Source organism: Bacillus sp. SJS (genome assembly GCF_000732485.2).
In the GTDB taxonomy this organism is placed as follows: Bacteria; Bacillota; Bacilli; order Bacillales; family Bacillaceae; genus Metabacillus_B; species Metabacillus_B sediminis.
In genome coordinates this window covers 72,892-90,232 of record NZ_JAQV02000007.1, presented here as the reverse complement: position 1 = coordinate 90,232, position 17,341 = coordinate 72,892, and the positions used below count along the sequence as shown (strand labels likewise).

Sequence of the window (17,341 nt, the reverse complement as noted above, 5' to 3'; positions counted from 1 at the left end):
AAATCGGAGGATCATCTAATGGAAAAATTACAATCTATGGAACAATATAAAGAAATCATTCAAAAAGAGAATACAGTGCTTATGTTTTCAGCAGACTGGTGCCCGGACTGCCGGGTGATTGATCCTTTTCTTCCAGAGCTTGAAAAGGATAATCAGGCATTTACATTTTATTATGCAGACCGGGACGAATTCATTGATCTTTGCGCGGAGCTGAGTGTATTTGGTATACCAAGCTTTGTCGCTTTCAGTAAGGGACAGGAAACAGGGCGTTTTGTAAGTAAAGACCGAAAAACAATTGAACAAATCCAGGAATTCCTGAATTCAATTCAATAATCGGCTGACGGGAGGATACCGCGGATGAAGCCAAGAAAACTTTCGCAACTAATAGAAGAAAAGCTGAGCAGCCATCAATGGTCATTTCATTATGACCGTGAAAAAGAAACGCTTCGAATAGAAGATCCTGCTATCAAAAAAGGAATAACAATCGGGCTCAATGAAATTGCAGCCCGTTATGAAACAGAAAAGGACAAGGCTATAGAAGAGGTCATCTATCATGTAGAGGAAGCACTGCTTGCTATGAAAAAAGAAAGCGGTTTGGAAGGAAAGGAAAAGTCAATTTTTCCGGTTATCCGTTCTACTTCTTTTCCAGAAAAATCAAGCGAGGACATCCCGCTGCTTTTTGATGAGCATACAGCTGAAACAAGAATTTTCTATGCACTCGATATGGGAAAAACGTATCGGCTAATTGATGCTGCTATGATGGAAAAAGAGGGATGGAACCGTAAAAGAATAAAAGAAACGGCATTTTTTAACCTAAGATCGTTAGCTCCTTCTGTAAAAGAAGATCAGGTGGCGGGCAATACGTTTTACTTTTTCAGAGCCAATGACGGATATGATGCAAGCCGGGTTTTAAATGACTCCATACTTGAATCGTTTAAAGAACGAATTTCTGGTACAATGGCTTTGGCACTGCCGCACCAGGATGTTTTAATTATTGCTGACGTTCAAAATGAGGTGGGGTATGACATACTCGCCCAAATGACAATGAGCTTTTTTGCAAGCGGCCGGGTCCCGATTACCGCGTTGTCTTTCTTATATGAGGAAGGCGAATTGGAACCTGTTTTTATTCTGGGGAAAAACAGAGCAAATAGACCGAAAGACGGAAAGGAAGAATAAAATGAATGTTTTTTATAACCGCGAAGGCGTAGGCGATACCCTGCTTGTTTTTATCAATGATATCCCGCGTGAAAACCGGACATTTGAACGAAAACAGGATGCAGTAAAAATCTTTGATGCGGAATCGAATGAGCTCGCTGGCTACAATCTGTTCAACGCATCCAAATACATAGCCGTGAATGGCGCAGGACCAGTCGAATTAACAGAGGCAATTGTGGAAGATATTAATAAAGGCTTATCCCAAAATGGTTTTGATGAGCGCCTGAGCGTGGATTTCTCCCCTAAATTTGTTGTCGGACACGTCCTTTCCAAGGAGAAGCATCCAAATGCCGATAAGCTGAATATCTGCAAGGTAAATATAGGAACAGAAGTGCTTCAAATCGTTTGCGGAGCACCGAATGTAGAAGCAGGCCAACATGTAGTGGTCGCTAAAGTCGGCGCCGTGATGCCGAGCGGAATGATGATTAAGGATGCTGAACTGCGAGGTGTTCCTTCCAGCGGAATGATCTGCTCAGCACGTGAATTGGACCTTCCGGATGCACCACAGGAAAAAGGAATTTTAGTCCTTGAAGAAAACAGGACTCCTGGAGAGAACTTTTTTCAGTAATTTGCCCCTTGAATAACGATTGAACCCACTGAAAACCATATTTTACATCGAAATTTATGATAAGATAAAAGTCACTAGGATGAAGAGATCCAGTGGCTTTTTTACTTATAGCACTGTTAAAACTTGGCTGTTGATTTCCGCTTAAGGCGTTCGCTTATCCTTGGGCGGGCGGTGAGCCTCCTCGCCGCTTTGCGGCTGCGGGGTCTCACCTGTCCCGCTGCTCCCGCAGGAGTCTCACTCCTTCCGCTCCAATCAACAGGTGTTGAAAAATCAACAGAATTCTGTAACATAGCCTTACTTATAAAAGAATGATGAGTGGTTTACGACCCAGAGAGGCTGCCGACGGAGCTAGACACCAAAACTAAGTTCAATACCCGGCTTCAACCAAGGAAGTTCAGCTAAAAGCGTTGCGTCCTGCTTCCAGGCTCATCGCGCAAGCATGCCATCAAAATCTGTAACCAGAATGGACAAGCTTTCCTGGGTTCTGCTTCTAAAAATGAATAATGAATGAATATAACTCCTTTCAATAGGGTATAAACTTTGTGGTGTAAACCTTTGAAAAATAATAGTGTCGGTGAAACATGGCTTCTATTAAGATGAACAAACAACATGATGCTGAAAGAGTGATAATGAAATGAGCTGGATGTCAAAATTTAAACAGTTTCTTTTTGGTGAAACAGAAGAAATTGTAGAAGTTGTGGAGTATGTAAGAGTAGACGATGAAGAAAATGTAGAAGAAATAAAGCGTGAAAGCAAGCAATCTCATCATCTGGCGCCGCCGAAAAATGTGCGGGCATCCGGAAATCAGTACGAAACGAAAATTGCTTATCAGTATCCGGCCGGAAATTTTCGGTTTCCTGCGATTCCGGATGAGCGGAAGCGTCAGGCAAGGCCACAAAGGCCCGTTACTGCCAAACCTATCCATTCTCCTTCGGAAAGAACGAGAGAGATTAGCAGAAGGGATGAAGGGTTTAGACCGTCTGCAACTGTTTCAAAACCGGCAGCAATAAGAAAAGTAGAGCCTGAAACGAAAAGTGTGAAGAAGCCTTTCCAGCCGACCATCATTCCATCTCCCATTTATGGTTTCCGCAAGAGGTCGGAAATGGAGTCTCTTCCATATAAAATAAGAGAGAAAACCATTGCTGAAAGCAGGATGGATGAAGAAGAAACCCTTCGCAAGCTATCCATGCACAGTTCTTCTTTTTATAAAAAAAGAGCAGCTGAGGCTGCTCAAAAGCAAGTCGCTTCTGATAAGAAAGAATTTTATGCTAAAGGGACCAATCCGATTCCTGATTACCCGCCGCATGTTCAAGATGATAAGTCTGAAGAAGCACCGCTTGCAATGGACATGGGAACCCTTTCCAAGAGCCATGAGGACCCAATTTTCGAAATGAATGGACAAAAGACTTCTTTTGCAGAGGATATAAACTCTGGATTTGTTTCAAAAGAAAATAAAGAAGAGGTTTTGGAGAAGCAAGATGAATCCGTTCTTCTTATAGAAGAAGACGATGAAATGGAAGAAGATTTGGTAAAAGAACTCCACGAACCTCTATATTTTGCTGAGGAGGAGGACACCGGATCAAATATTGAAATCGTGCATAATGGCTTCGATGAAATAGAGAACGCAGCTGACCCTGCAGCAAAGGAGATTCCTATTTTAATGGAAGAGCCAGCCTCTATTCAAAAAAAGGAAATGGCTGAAATAGCTGATCCAGCTCTTGAAGAAGTGCGAAATTCATTTACTGCAGAGCCGGAGCAGGCACCAGAAACATCAATGTATACAGAACCGGATGCACCTAAACCGCTGCAATCTGATTCCGTAAAACCATTAAATACAGAAAGAAAGTCTGCATCTGCTTCTGTTCCATACAACGTTCTCATGCTGAATCGGGACCGCAATCGGATAAAAGACCGTGCTCAAGAGGGCTCTTATCTTTTTCCGTCGCTTCATTTGCTGAGCATACCTCCTAAAGAGGCTTCAAATGATCAGATGTGGCTTGACTCGCAGCGGGAACTTCTGGATAGCACGCTAAAGAATTTCAACGTAAGGGCCAAGGTGGTTCATGTTACACAAGGACCCTCGGTTACAAGATTCGAGGTTCAGCCGGAACCTGGTGTAAAAGTAAATAAGATTACGAATTTGTCAGATGATATTAAACTTAGCTTGTCAGCAAAGGATATCCGGATTGAAGCTCCAATTCCAGGAAAAAATGCAATCGGAATTGAAGTTCCGAACCTTCAGAGCAAAACGGTTTCTTTAAGGGAAATCATTAGGTCACAGGAATTTAAAAACAATCCTTCTCCTCTTACAGTGGCACTCGGACTTGATATCTCAGGACAGCCCATTGTAACAGATTTGAAAAAAATGCCGCATGGATTAATTGCGGGAGCTACAGGATCTGGAAAAAGCGTCTGCATCAATTCAATGCTGATCAGTCTGCTGTATAAAGCAACTCCGCACGAGGTGAAAATGCTGCTGATTGATCCAAAAATGGTGGAGCTTGCTCCATACAACCGGATTCCTCATTTAGTCAGTCCCGTTATTACGGATGCAAAAGCGGCTACAGGTGCATTAAAATGGGCCGTTGAGGAAATGGAAAGACGGTATGAGCTGTTTGCACACTCCGGTGTGAGAGACATCAGCCGGTACAATGAACTGGTGAAAACTCATAATCAGGGTGAACACATGCCATATCTCGTCATTGTGATTGACGAGCTCGCCGATTTGATGATGGTAGCTCCGGGGGAAGTGGAAGAAGCCATCTGCAGAATTGCTCAAAAAGCGCGTGCCTGCGGAATTCACTTAATTGTTGCTACTCAAAGGCCTTCTGTAGATGTCATTACTGGACTTATTAAAGCAAATATCCCAACAAGAATTGCCTTTTCTGTTTCATCACAAGTGGATTCCAGAACGATTCTTGATGTCGGAGGGGCAGAAAAGCTTTTGGGCAGAGGGGATATGCTGTTCCTTGAAAATGGGACGTCAAAGCACTTAAGAGTACAGGGAAATTTTGTTTCAGATGATGAAATGGAGCAGGTTGTTGCTCATGTAAAAAAACAAATGGATCCGTTATATCTGTTTAACCAGGAGGAATTTTTGAAAAAATCATCCATTCAGGCAGATGAGGATGATTTATTTTTAGAAGCATGCGAGTTTGTTGTCACACAAAATGGAGCATCGACATCAAGCCTCCAGCGGCGTTTTCGAATTGGATATAATCGTGCGGCCCGTCTGATTGACATGATGGAAGAGCAAGGAATCATTTCAGAAGCAAAAGGAAGCCGTCCGCGCGATATTTTAATTTCTGAAGATGATTTACTGCCTGGCCAGGAAAGCAATCTCCTTTAATTCCATAATTGGGATAATCAAACAATCCGCGGGATAAATAGGTCCTGCGGGAAATTGACACTGCATAAAAAGAGGCTTATAGTAGTTAGGGTTACTTTTGATAGGTTAGGGCAATACAAGTAAAAACGAGAAAATATCACTCCGTTATCGACGAGAATATCAACGATGAATGGAGCGGTTGCAAAATTAGATGAACGTCATATACTGTAAAAAAGCTGCGGGCGCATGCCCAAAGTAAAATCAACATACAGATAGACGTTGCTGGAGGTTCAATTATGACTGTTTATCATTTTGTTGGAATTAAAGGAACAGGAATGAGTGCACTGGCACAGATTCTCCATGATATGGGGTACGGGGTTCAGGGTTCCGACATTGACAAAACGATCTTTACTCAAAAAGCACTTGAAGACAGAGGGGTTACAATTCTCCCTTTTGATAAAGAAAACATTAAACCGGGACTTACGATCATAGCAGGAAACGCTTTTCCTGATACCCATGCTGAAATTGCAGAAGCAATGAATCTGGGTCTTCCGGTTATTCGCTATCACCGTTTCCTCGGCGAATTTATGAATAAGTATACGAGCGTCGGAGTTACTGGAGTTCATGGAAAAACTTCCACTACCGGGCTGCTGTCACATGTCATTCAGGGAGCTGAGCCAACCTCTTTCCTGATTGGAGACGGTACAGGTAAAGGGCTCCCTGATAGTAAATACTTTATCTTTGAATCCTGCGAATACCGCAGACATTTCCTGTCTTACTATCCGGACTATGCCATCATGACAAATATCGATTTCGATCACCCTGATTATTTTGCAAATATTGAAGATGTGTTCGATGCTTTTCAGAAAATGGCCCTGCAGGTTAAAAAAGGGATCATTGCTTGCGGAGACGATGAGCATTTGCAGCAAATTCAGGCAAAAGTACCGGTCGTCTACTACGGATTCGGAGAGCAAAACGATTTTCAGGCTAGAAATGTTGTGAAAAGTACGGATGGAACGAGCTTTGATGTATTTGTAAGGAATACCTTCTACAGCTCTTTCAAAATTACAGGCTTCGGTGATCATAGTGTACTGAATGCATTGTCAGTCATTGCTCTGTGCCACTACGAAGAAGTGAATGTGGAAATTATTCAGGAGCGCTTGCTTACCTTCGAAGGTGTAAAGCGCCGGTTTAATGAAAAAGTGATCGGCAGCCAGGTGCTGATTGATGACTATGCCCATCACCCTACTGAAATCAAGGTAACAATCGAAGCAGCGAGACAAAAATATCCGGATCGTGATGTCATCGCGGTCTTCCAGCCGCATACATTCACCCGCACCCAATCCTTCATGCAGGAGTTTGCGGACAGTCTGAAAAAAGCGGATTACGTCTACTTATGTGATATTTTTGGGTCTGCCCGTGAAAATGCCGGCAAGTTAAGCATTGACGACTTGATTGCGAAAATCGATCAATCCTCTTTAATTCAGGAAGCTGAAATGGATGTACTGAAAAAGCATGAGAACGGCGTGCTTGTTTTCATGGGTGCAGGAGATATTCAAAAATATCAGCGCGCATATGAAAATGTACTGGCCTAAAACTGCTCTCTCTGTTTAAAAATTAGAAAGGTTAGGCTGATTTTCTCTGCAGGCTGCTCCAATCAGCCTAACCATATTTTTTAAAATGCCAATATAAAAAACACAACCCCCGGAATGCTCTTACACAGCGTCCCGGGGGTTTCAATTTCAATCGGTTCCTCTAAGCAGAACCTTTAAACAGGATTATGATTTAAGATTCTCCGGATTCAATCCTTCCAGTTCAGGGATTACGAATCGGCCGTCTTTGCGGATTAAAACATCGTCAAAATAAATTTCTCCGCCTCCGTATTCCGGACGCTGAATCATGACCATATCCCAATGGATATTAGAATGGTTGCCGTTAAACGCGTCATCGTAGCATTGGCCAGGTGTGAAGTGGAAGCTGCCGTCGATTTTTTCATCAAACAGAATGTCCTGCATCGGGTGAAGGATATATGGATTTACGCCAATTGCAAATTCGCCTACAAAACGTGCTCCTTCATCCGTATCAAAGATTTGATTAATACGCTCTGAATCATTCGCAGACGCTTCAACAATCTTCCCGTCTTTAAAAGTAAGCTTCACGTTTTCAAAGGTAAAGCCGTTGTATGGCGACGGAGTATTATAAGAAATCGTTCCATTAACTGAATCTTTTACTGGAGCAGAATAAACCTCCCCATCCGGAATATTCAAATGGCCCGCACATTTAACAGCTGGGATATCTTTAATGGAAAATGATAGATCAGTCCCAGGACCTGTTAAACGGACCTGATCTGTTTGATTCATCAGACTGGCTAATGCATCCATTGCTTTATCCATTTTGCTGTAGTCAAGATTGCATACATCAAAATAGAAGTCTTCAAAAGCTTCTGTGCTCATTTTCGCTAGCTGGGCCATGGAAGCGGTCGGATATCTGAGTACGACCCATTTCGTTTTAGGAACTCTTATTTCACTATGTACTTTCTTGCCTAGTGTTTTGCTCGAAACCTTCATTTTTTCATCCGGTACATCAGCGTGTTCATTAATATTGTTTCCTGAGCGGAGCCCAATGTACGCGTCCATGTCTTTCATAACATTGGCTTCATACTCGGCAATTTTTGAGTAATGCTCCTCAGTCGCACCCATAAGAAGAGAACGGTCCACCTGCTGATCCTTCAGCAATACAAATGGATGGCCTCCTGCTGCATAGGCTTCCTGTACAAGTGCAGTCACAAGCTCTCTTTGAAGACCAAAGTTTTCAATCAGCACCTTTTCACCCTTTTGAAGTCTGACGGAGTAATGAATTAAATTATGTGCCAGTGTCTGTATTCGCGGATCTTTCATTGCAACAACCCCCAATTTTTTTGTGTTCTTTCCCATTTTACCTGAAAAAACTCCAAAAATTGAAATTTTCTGCCTTTCCCCGCCAGGTTTCTAAAAAATTTTTGTCCGGGGTAGGAAATGAGGTGCGGTATGTAGAATTGGCTAATAGAAAGTATTTTAAATGTTTATAATGTCATGTGACGGGTAAATGGTTATTAAATTCATGGGAGGTGCCCTATCTTGGAAATCATCTTGTATTTAAGCATCGCACTAATAGCAATCGCCTTTACAGTGCTTGTTATTTTTGTATCCAAAACACTGAAATCTGTGCAGGCGACACTAGATAATGTAGCAGGGACTATGTCAGGGCTGGAAAAACAAGTTCAGGGAATTACGACAGAAACGACAGAACTCCTACATAAAACCAATTTGCTCGCCAACGACATTCAGCAGAAATCTGAAAAGCTGAACACAGTTGTTAATGCTGTGCAGGGAGTAGGACAGTCACTTCAGCAGCTTAATCGTTCTGTAAGCAATGTATCCACCTCCGTTTCAAACGGTTTGGATAAAAACAAAGAACAGATTTCACAGGTTGTTCAATGGAGCAATGCAGCAATGGACATTTGGCAGAAATGGAAAGTGAAAAAAGAAAGATCAAAAACTTCAACTATGAACTAAACAGATATTGAAAATGGGGAGGAATCAGGATGAGCAAAGATGGGATCAATAGTAAAGATTTTATGATCGGCACCCTTATTGGAGGAATCGTTGGAGCTTCAGCAGCCCTGTTGCTTGCTCCCAAATCCGGTAAGGATTTAAGAGATGACCTCGGAAGCCAGGCGAACCTGGTTGCAGAAAAAACGAATAAAATGACGAATGATGCTTTGGGCAAAAGCAGCGAATGGGCGAATAAGGCGAAGGAAAAAACAGCTTCTCTGTCTCAGACGGTCAGCAGCCAGTCTTCTTCCATTATGAATAAAGTGAAAGACATCCGCAGCGGAGACAAAACGCCTGAACAGGATCCAATGAATGCAGAAGTATCAGCGATTGATGAACTGGCTGAAGAAGCAGCCGCATCATCCCGTACGTCAGCATTTGACTCCCAGGAGAACGTTTTGCAGGAAGCCCGCGAATTTGCGGAAAAAGACTCTTCAAAGTAATCCTCTTTAAGGGAAATTTAAAGGTTAACGTTTAAAATCGGCAGGAAGACTTCTGCCGGTTTTTTATATAAAAGGAGGCAAAGAAAGTGAAAGAACAGATTAAGGAAATCAGTGAATTTGAAAGCCTGCTTCAAACCCATGATCAATTTTTATTTGTGAAGCATAGTTTGACGTGTCCAATCAGCAAAGAAGCTTTCAGGCAGTTTTCCCAATTCGATTCTTCTCAGAATGACTTGAAATCGTTTTACCTTCATGTACAGGAATCAAGAGAACTTTCAGCCTATATAGCAGAGAAACTGGGAATTAAGCATGAATCACCCCAAGCTATTTTAATCGATCACGGTTCGGCAGTATGGAATGCATCCCATTGGAATATTACCGCAGACTCACTCAAAAAAGCGGCATCATCCTTATAAGGAAGGGGCTGTCTGAAAAGTCCATAAGAGAGGAAATAACGGAAACCAAAAACCCCCTGAGTGCTTCGTGTATGGAGCTTCCAAGGGGTTTTTTTGCACGTATTTCTGAACAATCTTGGTATGGCTGATTGTAGCGGAAGGTGCTTGACTCCGAGCTGAGAGCAGCGGGACAGGTGAGACCCCGCAGACGCGCAGCGTTGAGGAGGCTCACCGCCCGCCCAAGGATAAGCAAGCAGCCTGGAGCGGAAATCAGCCAAAGCAAAAAAAGGTAAAAAGGTCTAGAAGCTTTAAATCGGACTTATTGGAAAGCCTCTTTTTTAATTTTTGGCTATGTTAATTTTTTGCAACTGTAGATTGGAACGATTGCCTGCTAGCTGCAATCAACAGCCCCAATATAACAGAACTAAAAAATAAATAGGCACGTATCTTCTCTAATTTACATAAAATGCTTTATCGCTTAAAAGCGTTTAAATGTTAAAGAATTTTTTCGTGACATAGAGAGTAAAGTTGTTTATAATAAACACTAATCAGAAACGCGGGCGTGAACATAGCGATTCATAACTTGCGTAATATAAGATACAGCGAAAGGATGAGTAGAATGAGTCACGCAGAATTAGAAGCACTCCGGGAAAGAGCAGATGAGATCAATCTTCAAATTCTTAAACTAATCAATGAACGGGGCAGACTGGTTCAAGAGATTGGAAAAGCAAAAGAAGCACAGGGTGTCAATCGTTATGACCCGGTGCGCGAACGCAAAATGCTTAACCAAATTCTTGAGTCTAATGACGGACCTTTTGAACAGTCTACTCTTCAGCATATTTTCAAGGAAATTTTCAAAGCGGGATTAGAGCTGCAGGAAGACGATCACAGCAAAGCGCTTCTTGTATCAAGAAAGAAAAAGGCTGAAGATACCGTTGTTATGGTAAAAGGCGAGCCAATTGGGGATGGAGGCCAATCCTTCATCGTTGGGCCGTGTGCGGTTGAAAGCTATGAGCAGGTTGCAGCAGTGGCTGAGGCTGCTAAAAAACAAGGAATTAAAATTTTGCGCGGCGGTGCCTTCAAGCCAAGAACAAGCCCATACGATTTCCAGGGCTTAGGATTAGAAGGCTTGAAAATCCTTAAAAAAGTAGCGGATGAATACGATCTTGCTGTAATCAGTGAAATTGTTAATCCTGCAGATATCGAAATCGCTCTTGATTATGTAGATGTCATTCAAATCGGTGCACGCAATATGCAGAACTTTGAACTTCTTAAAGCTGCCGGTGCCGTTCGCAAGCCTGTCTTGCTTAAGAGAGGCCTTGCTGCTACCCTGCAGGAATTCATGAATGCTGCTGAGTACATCATTGCCCAGGGAAATGATCAGATCATTCTATGCGAGCGCGGTATTCGCACATATGAAAAAGCAACCCGCAATACGCTGGATATATCAGCCGTTCCGATTTTAAAACAAGAAACCCACTTGCCTGTATTCGTAGATGTAACGCATTCTACAGGAAGAAAAGATCTTCTTCTCCCAACAGCAAAAGCTGCATTAGCAATTGGAGCAGACGGAGTAATGGCAGAGGTTCACCCTGATCCGGCCGTAGCCCTTTCCGATTCTGCCCAGCAAATGAACATCGACGAGTTCAACCACTGGATTTCTGAACTTAGACCAATGGTGAAAGTAAAAGCATAATAATGGGAAACAGCCTGTTCTTGAGCAGGCTGTTTCTTTTTGTTAAGCATAAGTAAGCGCTTAATGAAACTGAGTATTCAAAATCCATGTTAAAAGGGTGTAAATTCGTTGCTTACGCTTTCATTGTATCGTATGATTAGGTACATGAATGTAGAAATAGAGCGATGATACTATTATTTTGTCAAGTTGCTCATACTACATATAAACAGGACATGCAGGCAAGTTAAAGGAGTGTATAAAAATGAGCAATATCACCATATATGATGTGGCGCGGGAAGCAAATGTATCAATGGCAACCGTATCACGTGTCGTGAATGGCAATCCAAACGTAAAACCTACAACAAGAAAAAAGGTGCTCGAATCCATTGAGCGTCTAGGCTATCGCCCGAACGCAGTCGCAAGAGGCCTGGCAAGCAAAAAGACAACAACAGTAGGTGTAATCATTCCGGATATTTCCAGTATCTTTTATGCAGAACTGGCTAGAGGAATAGAAGACATTGCAACGATGTATAAGTACAATATTATTTTAAGCAATTCGGATCAAAATCAGGATAAAGAGCTTCATTTACTTAATACAATGCTTGGAAAACAAGTGGACGGAATTCTGTTTATGAGCGGAAACGTTACAAGCGCCCATACCGAAGAATTCAAGCGTTCTCCTGTTCCTATTGTACTTGCTGCCTCTATAGACATGGAAAACGAAACACCTTCCGTTAACATTAATTATGAACAGGGTGCTTATGATGCGGTAACTATGCTTGCTGATAAAGGGCACAAACGGATCGGCTATGTTTCAGGTCCATTAGAAGAGCCGACAAATCGTGAAAAGAAGCTAAACGGCTATAAGCGTGCACTTAAGGATGCAGGAATTTCATTTGACGAAAATCTCGTTACTGAGGGAGATTATACGTACGACTCAGGGATTGAGGCGTATGAAAAACTCGAGGAATTATCAGACAAGCCTACAGCGATTTTTGTAGGTACAGATGAAATGGCATTAGGTGTGATTCATGCAGCCCAAGATCGTGGACGCAGCATTCCTGCTGATGTAGAAATCATCGGATTCGATAATACACGTCTAGCTACAATGGTACGTCCGCAGCTTACGACAGTCGTCCAGCCGACTTATGACATTGGAGCGGTTGCTATGCGTTTACTGACGAAGCTAATGAACAAAGAAACAGTTGAAGAAAAAGCAGTTGAACTTCCGCACCGCATTGAAGTGCGCCAGTCAACGAAATAAACAGTCAAAAAGGCACCTATTTTAAGGTGCCTTTTTGATTGGATTACATTATCCATTAACATTTTTCCTAGTCATTTGATTTTGCTGTATGATTTGCAGCGCTTTAGCAACCGTGTTCGCATTCTTTTCTTCAATTTCAGATTTGCGGGGAATCGGTTTGTAAAGGGGCCTAGGGTCTTCCCAGCACAAAGGAAGAGGAACTGGTGATTGGGATTGCCAGGCATCCAGCCAATCCTGGGGAAGAGGACCTGAAGGGATCTCGTTTTGCATTTGCAGCCAAACCATGGCCCAGGCTCTTGGAACGACCCGCCATATATCATAACCGCCGCCGCCCACGGCAATCCACCTGCCATCGCAATATTCATGAGCCAGTTCGTGAGCAATCTTTGGAATCTCTTTGTAAATGTCCATCGTTGATGAAAGATGTGTAAGCGGGTCTAGATAATGTGCATCGGCACCATTTTGTGAAAAGATAACATCCGGTTTAAAGAATTTGACAACTTCCCGAAATGACTTTCTGTAGGCATCGAGCCAGGATTCATCTTCTGTAAACGCATCAAGAGGGATGTTGAAGGAATAGCCGTATCCAGCCCCATGCCCGCGTTCTGTCACATTTCCTGTCCCGGGAAATAAATACCGCCCGGTCTCATGCAAGGATAATGTGCAAACAGTCGGATCATCATAAAAAGTCCATTGGACTCCGTCCCCATGATGGGCATCCGTATCTACATACATAACTCTTGCCTGGTATTTTTCCTGCATATATTTAATGGCTACTGAACTATCGTTATAAACACAAAATCCAGAAGCCTTCCCCCGGAACCCATGATGCAGCCCGCCTCCTAAATTTAAAGCGTGCTTCGCTCTTCCGGACATTACGGCATCAACTGCCTCAAGCGTACCTCCCACTAGCGCTGCACTTGCATCATGCATTCCTGCAAAGATCGGCGTGTCCTCTGTGCCAATCCCGTAATTACCTGCTTCCTCTTCTCCTAATTCTCCTTTTCCTGCTTTTTGTACAGCCTCAATATATTTCCGGTCATGAATCAATGCAAGTTCTTCAGCTGAAGCTTTCCTTGCGGGAATAATCATACTGTCATCGATTTTCCCCATTTTCTTTAGCAAATCCAATGTCAGTTTTACACGAAGCTGGTTAAATGGATGATGCTGGTTAAACTGATAGTTCAGGTAATCCTCAGAATATACAAAAAGGGAGTCCTTCATAACGGCATCTCCGGCATATTTGGCCATAAAACATGGTAACCGGCCGCCTCCAAATCAGAAATAATGCCAGTAGGGTTCATGGTCTGCACCCTGAATACAAGGATTTTAAAGTGCTCATCCCGATCTGGATAAACGAGGACGCTTGCTATATTAATATTGCGCTGCTGAAAAATGCCTGATACTTCGGATAGCAACCCTGCCCGATTCGGCACTTTTACCTCTATTTGCGATCCCGGCTGATTTGCTCCCGTAAGCTGAACAAAAGTATGAAGCAGGTCTGATTCGGTAATGATCCCTGTAAGTTTACCTGCTTTTAATATAGGCATGCAGCCGATTTTCCGTTCATAAAAGATAGATGAAATTTCTTCAACGAAATCGAGCGGATGTCCTGTTACCACATCCGTCTTCATAATATTTTCGAGCGGCTGGTCTAACTCGTCCACTTTTTCGATTAGCTGAAATACTGAAGGGCTTGCGTCTTTAACATCCCGGTCTGAGACAATCCCGGCAAGTGACCCATTTTCATTAACGATTGGGATATGCCGGATTCTTTCCTTCTTCATCACATCGATTGCTTTTGCTAATGTATCCCCTGGATTAAGTGTGATGACCTTTTTGTTCATGATCTGATCGACAATCATGCAATTCCATCCCCTTTGCTGCCTTGGCTTACAGTGTTCTGAAAAATTGATAGAAAATGAGAATTTACCCTAGTACATGAAACGGTTTTTAAAGCGAAGTCTATCAAATTTCTGAATGGAGTCAGGAACGACTCTTTTTCCGATCCTAGCCATTAAGCAATTGGCAGGATGGGAGCTGATCTCCGGTTCATCCGTTGCAAACCATTCAAGTCCGCCGGCATTCATCATTTTTTCCATTACTTTACGATATTCCCAAACGTTTAAGCCTGTTCCTTTTAAATCCCAATGCCAGTAATATTCTGTTGTGATGATGATGTAGTCTTCCATTTTGTCATCCATCATCGACACTCTCAGAAGGTTTTTTCCGGCCGCGCATCCTCTAAACTCTGGAATTACTTCAATGGCACCAAGCTCAATCAAATTTTCCATCTTTCCTTCTGACCATCTCTCCAAAGGGTCCGGGTACAGATACGTTACATATCCGACGATTGTATGTTTATGGCGGGCAATGAGAATTCTTCCCTCGGGCAAATGGGCTATTTCAATTAATGCTTTATGCTGCTGCCCTGGAGGTCTGAAAGCCACTAAATCTCTGTGAAATTCATAGTCTGCCAGTTTACCGGATGCAATTGGGCCTTCAATTATAAGAGAGCCGTTAGGAGTTTTCAATTCCATGGCATTATAGGTTTTTTTATGTTCCATTCGGTCACCCGCCTCTTTCTGCATCATTAAATAGTAGGTTTTTTCGAAGAATTGGTCTATTAAGGTTTCCTTGTAACCCATTCTTTATAGCGGCAGAAGCCCTGTTAGGCAAAATTAGCCGCTATTGTTTAAGTTAAAGTTAAATTTGGCTGTTGAATTTCGCTGCAGGCGCTCAGCGACCAGCGGGGCGGGCGGTGAGCCTCCTCCTCGCTTCGCGACTGCGGGGTCTCACCTGTCCCGCTGCTCCCGCAGGAGTCTCACGCCTTCCGCTCCAATCAACAGGTGTTAAAAATCAACACAAGACTTTAACAGAGCCTAAGTTAAAGCTAAGTTCAAACTTCCTTCTATTATACTACAAATAGTAAAGCGTTTTCATATTGATATTATTTAAAAATTGAGAAAAATCAACTCGTATACTATAATAAATATTGAATCAAGAACAGAGGGGGATTCAGGGATGAAATTGGAAGCGCTGCCAGCGTCGAAGGGTAATCATAATCTAAAAGACTACGATGAAGCGTATGAGAATTTTAACTGGAAAGATGCGGAGAAGAATTTCTCCTGGCATCAAACGGGAAAATTAAACGCAGCCTATGAAGCAATTGATCGTCATGCAGAGACCCATCGGAAGAATAAAGTTGCGCTTTATTATCGAGACCCTTCCCGAAACGAAAAATATACGTTTAAAGAAATGAAGGATCTATCTAATCAGGCTGGTAATGTACTCCGCCAGGCGGCCAATGTTGAAAAAGGCGACCGGGTTTTCGTCTTTATGCCGAGAACACCTGAACTTTACTTTATCATTCTTGGCGCCATTAAAGCAGGAGCGATTGTCGGGCCGCTATTTGAAGCATTCATGGAGGGCGCGGTGAAGGACCGTCTTTTTGACAGCAGTGCTAAGGTCATTGTGACGACACCTGACCTGCTTGATCGGATTCCTCATGATGAGCTTCCGGATTTAAAGCACATTATTCTAGTAGGAGATGAGACGGTCGAAGGCGACTTCATCCATTTTCAAAAGGAAATGGAAAAGGCAAGCAAGGATTTTGAAACAGAGTGGCTGGATGCTGAGGACGGCATGCTCCTTCATTATACTTCCGGTTCTACAGGGAAGCCAAAAGGTGTCCTTCATGTTCAGCGGGCCATGATCCAGCATTATCAGACAGCTGAATGGGTTCTTGATATGAAGGAAGATGACGTATATTGGTGCACAGCTGATCCAGGCTGGGTAACGGGTACCGTCTATGGGATTTTCGGACCTTGGCTGCACGGTGCGTCAAATGTTATAGTCGGAGGCAGATTCCAACCGGAAGCCTGGTATCAGACAATTGAGGATCTGGGGGTTACGGTTTGGTACAGTGCTCCGACAGCCTTCAGAATGCTGATGGGGGCAGGGGATGAAATGATCAAAAACTACGATCTCAGCAGCCTGCGCCACGTATTAAGCGTCGGGGAGCCTCTCAATCCGGAGGTAATACGGTGGGGAACAAAAGTATTCAGCCAAAGAATTCATGATACGTGGTGGATGACGGAAACCGGAGCCCAAACCATCTGCAACTACCCGAGTCTTGAAATTAAGCCGGGGTCAATGGGAAAACCGGTACCAGGAGTCAAGGCGGCCATTGTTGATGATCAGGGGAATGAACTGCCTGCCTATCAAATGGGAAATCTGGCAATTAAAAAGGGCTGGCCTTCCATGATGTATGCGATATGGAACAACAAGGAAAAATATGAATCCTATTTTATGCCCGGCGACTGGTATGTATCAGGGGATTCCGCTTATATGGATGAAGACGGATACTTCTGGTTCCAGGGAAGAATTGATGATGTAATTATGACATCGGGGGAGCGCGTAGGCCCGTTTGAAGTAGAAAGCAAGCTGGTTGAACATCCGGCAATCGCAGAAGCCGGGGTAATCGGCAAGCCCGACCCTGTGCGCGGAGAAATCATAAAAGCATTTATTGCATTAAGAGACGGCTATGAGCCATCTGATGAATTGAGCGAGGAAATCCGGACGTTTGTAAAGAAAGGTCTGGCTGCACATGCTGCCCCAAGAGAAATTGAATTCAAAGATAAGCTTCCTAAAACACGAAGCGGAAAAATCATGCGCAGAGTATTGAAGGCCTGGGAGCTGGATCTGCCAGCAGGTGATTTGTCGACAATGGAAGACTAATTGCATAATAGGGATACCGTCAGGAAAATACGGATTTACAGCGCTATGCCTATTTTCCTGACGATTCTCCTGTTTTTAACACGTTAAGAAAGGTTCAGTGGTCTTAAATGAGATTACAGC

Annotated in this window: 15 protein-coding genes; 11 read left to right on the top strand and 4 right to left on the bottom strand. The window is 43.1% G+C overall.

The genetic code is table 11. The features are described from left to right. The first annotated feature begins 18 nt into the window (after positions 1–18). The 5 genes from AS29_RS04045 (at position 19) to murC (ending at position 6,706) form a co-directional block, all read left to right on the top strand. A complete protein-coding gene (locus tag AS29_RS04045; RefSeq protein ID WP_035409548.1) occupies positions 19–333 on the top strand; it encodes a thioredoxin family protein in 315 nt (104 codons plus the stop codon). Positions 334–357: 24 nt separating this feature from the next. Next, positions 358–1,176: a DUF1444 domain-containing protein gene (locus tag AS29_RS04040; protein WP_035409546.1), complete on the top strand. Its 819-nt coding sequence runs from the start codon at positions 358–360 to the stop codon at positions 1,174–1,176. A 1-nt stretch (position 1,177) separates the two neighbouring features. Further along, entirely contained in the window at positions 1,178–1,783 is a 606-nt protein-coding gene (gene ytpR / locus AS29_RS04035; protein ID WP_035409544.1) for a YtpR family tRNA-binding protein, read from the top strand. A gap of 634 nt (positions 1,784–2,417) precedes the next feature. Continuing rightward, a complete protein-coding gene (locus AS29_RS04030) occupies positions 2,418–5,132 on the top strand; it encodes a DNA translocase FtsK (RefSeq protein WP_035409542.1) in 2,715 nt (904 codons plus the stop codon). A gap of 275 nt (positions 5,133–5,407) precedes the next feature. Further along, positions 5,408–6,706, top strand: a complete 1,299-nt coding sequence (gene murC / locus AS29_RS04025) for a UDP-N-acetylmuramate--L-alanine ligase (RefSeq protein ID WP_035409540.1) — start codon at positions 5,408–5,410, stop codon at positions 6,704–6,706. Positions 6,707–6,889: 183 nt separating this feature from the next. On the opposite strand, the gene AS29_RS04020 is transcribed toward murC, so the two are convergent. Then, complete coding sequence (locus AS29_RS04020; protein WP_035409924.1) at positions 6,890–8,008, bottom strand: aminopeptidase; 1,119 nt, start codon at positions 8,006–8,008, stop codon at positions 6,890–6,892. Positions 8,009–8,227: 219 nt separating this feature from the next. Between AS29_RS04020 and AS29_RS04015 the strand changes: the two genes are divergently transcribed. The 5 genes from AS29_RS04015 to ccpA all read left to right on the top strand — a co-directional run bounded on the left by AS29_RS04015 (position 8,228) and on the right by ccpA (position 12,481). Next, on the top strand, positions 8,228–8,665 hold the full coding sequence (locus AS29_RS04015; RefSeq protein ID WP_035409537.1) for a DUF948 domain-containing protein: 438 nt from the start codon (positions 8,228–8,230) through the stop codon (positions 8,663–8,665). 29 nt (positions 8,666–8,694) lie between these two features. Next, positions 8,695–9,147 carry a YtxH domain-containing protein gene (locus tag AS29_RS04010; protein WP_035409534.1) on the top strand — a complete coding sequence of 151 codons (453 nt, stop codon included), beginning with the start codon at positions 8,695–8,697 and terminating at the stop codon, positions 9,145–9,147. A gap of 86 nt (positions 9,148–9,233) precedes the next feature. Further along, on the top strand, positions 9,234–9,563 hold the full coding sequence (ytxJ, locus tag AS29_RS04005) for a bacillithiol system redox-active protein YtxJ (RefSeq protein WP_035409532.1): 330 nt from the start codon (positions 9,234–9,236) through the stop codon (positions 9,561–9,563). A 598-nt stretch (positions 9,564–10,161) separates the two neighbouring features. Then, positions 10,162–11,238, top strand: a complete 1,077-nt coding sequence (locus AS29_RS04000; RefSeq protein ID WP_035409530.1) for a bifunctional 3-deoxy-7-phosphoheptulonate synthase/chorismate mutase — start codon at positions 10,162–10,164, stop codon at positions 11,236–11,238. Positions 11,239–11,479: 241 nt separating this feature from the next. Beyond that, a complete protein-coding gene (gene ccpA, locus AS29_RS03995) occupies positions 11,480–12,481 on the top strand; it encodes a catabolite control protein A (RefSeq protein WP_035409528.1) in 1,002 nt (333 codons plus the stop codon). Positions 12,482–12,529: 48 nt separating this feature from the next. On the opposite strand, the gene AS29_RS03990 is transcribed toward ccpA, so the two are convergent. The 3 genes from AS29_RS03990 to AS29_RS03980 all read right to left on the bottom strand — a co-directional run bounded on the left by AS29_RS03990 (position 12,530) and on the right by AS29_RS03980 (position 15,048). Next, entirely contained in the window at positions 12,530–13,705 is a 1,176-nt protein-coding gene (locus AS29_RS03990; protein WP_035409922.1) for an acetoin utilization protein AcuC, read from the bottom strand. Further along, on the bottom strand, positions 13,702–14,346 hold the full coding sequence (locus AS29_RS03985) for an acetoin utilization AcuB family protein (RefSeq protein ID WP_035409526.1): 645 nt from the start codon (positions 14,344–14,346) through the stop codon (positions 13,702–13,704). Before AS29_RS03985 ends, AS29_RS03990 begins: the two co-directional genes overlap by 4 nt. A gap of 69 nt (positions 14,347–14,415) precedes the next feature. Next, a complete protein-coding gene (locus AS29_RS03980) occupies positions 14,416–15,048 on the bottom strand; it encodes a GNAT family N-acetyltransferase (protein ID WP_035409523.1) in 633 nt (210 codons plus the stop codon). Positions 15,049–15,505: 457 nt separating this feature from the next. On the opposite strand from AS29_RS03980, the gene acsA reads away from it, so the two are divergent. After that, positions 15,506–17,221, top strand: a complete 1,716-nt coding sequence (gene acsA, locus AS29_RS03975) for an acetate--CoA ligase (protein ID WP_035409522.1) — start codon at positions 15,506–15,508, stop codon at positions 17,219–17,221. Positions 17,222–17,341: the final 120 nt, after the last annotated feature.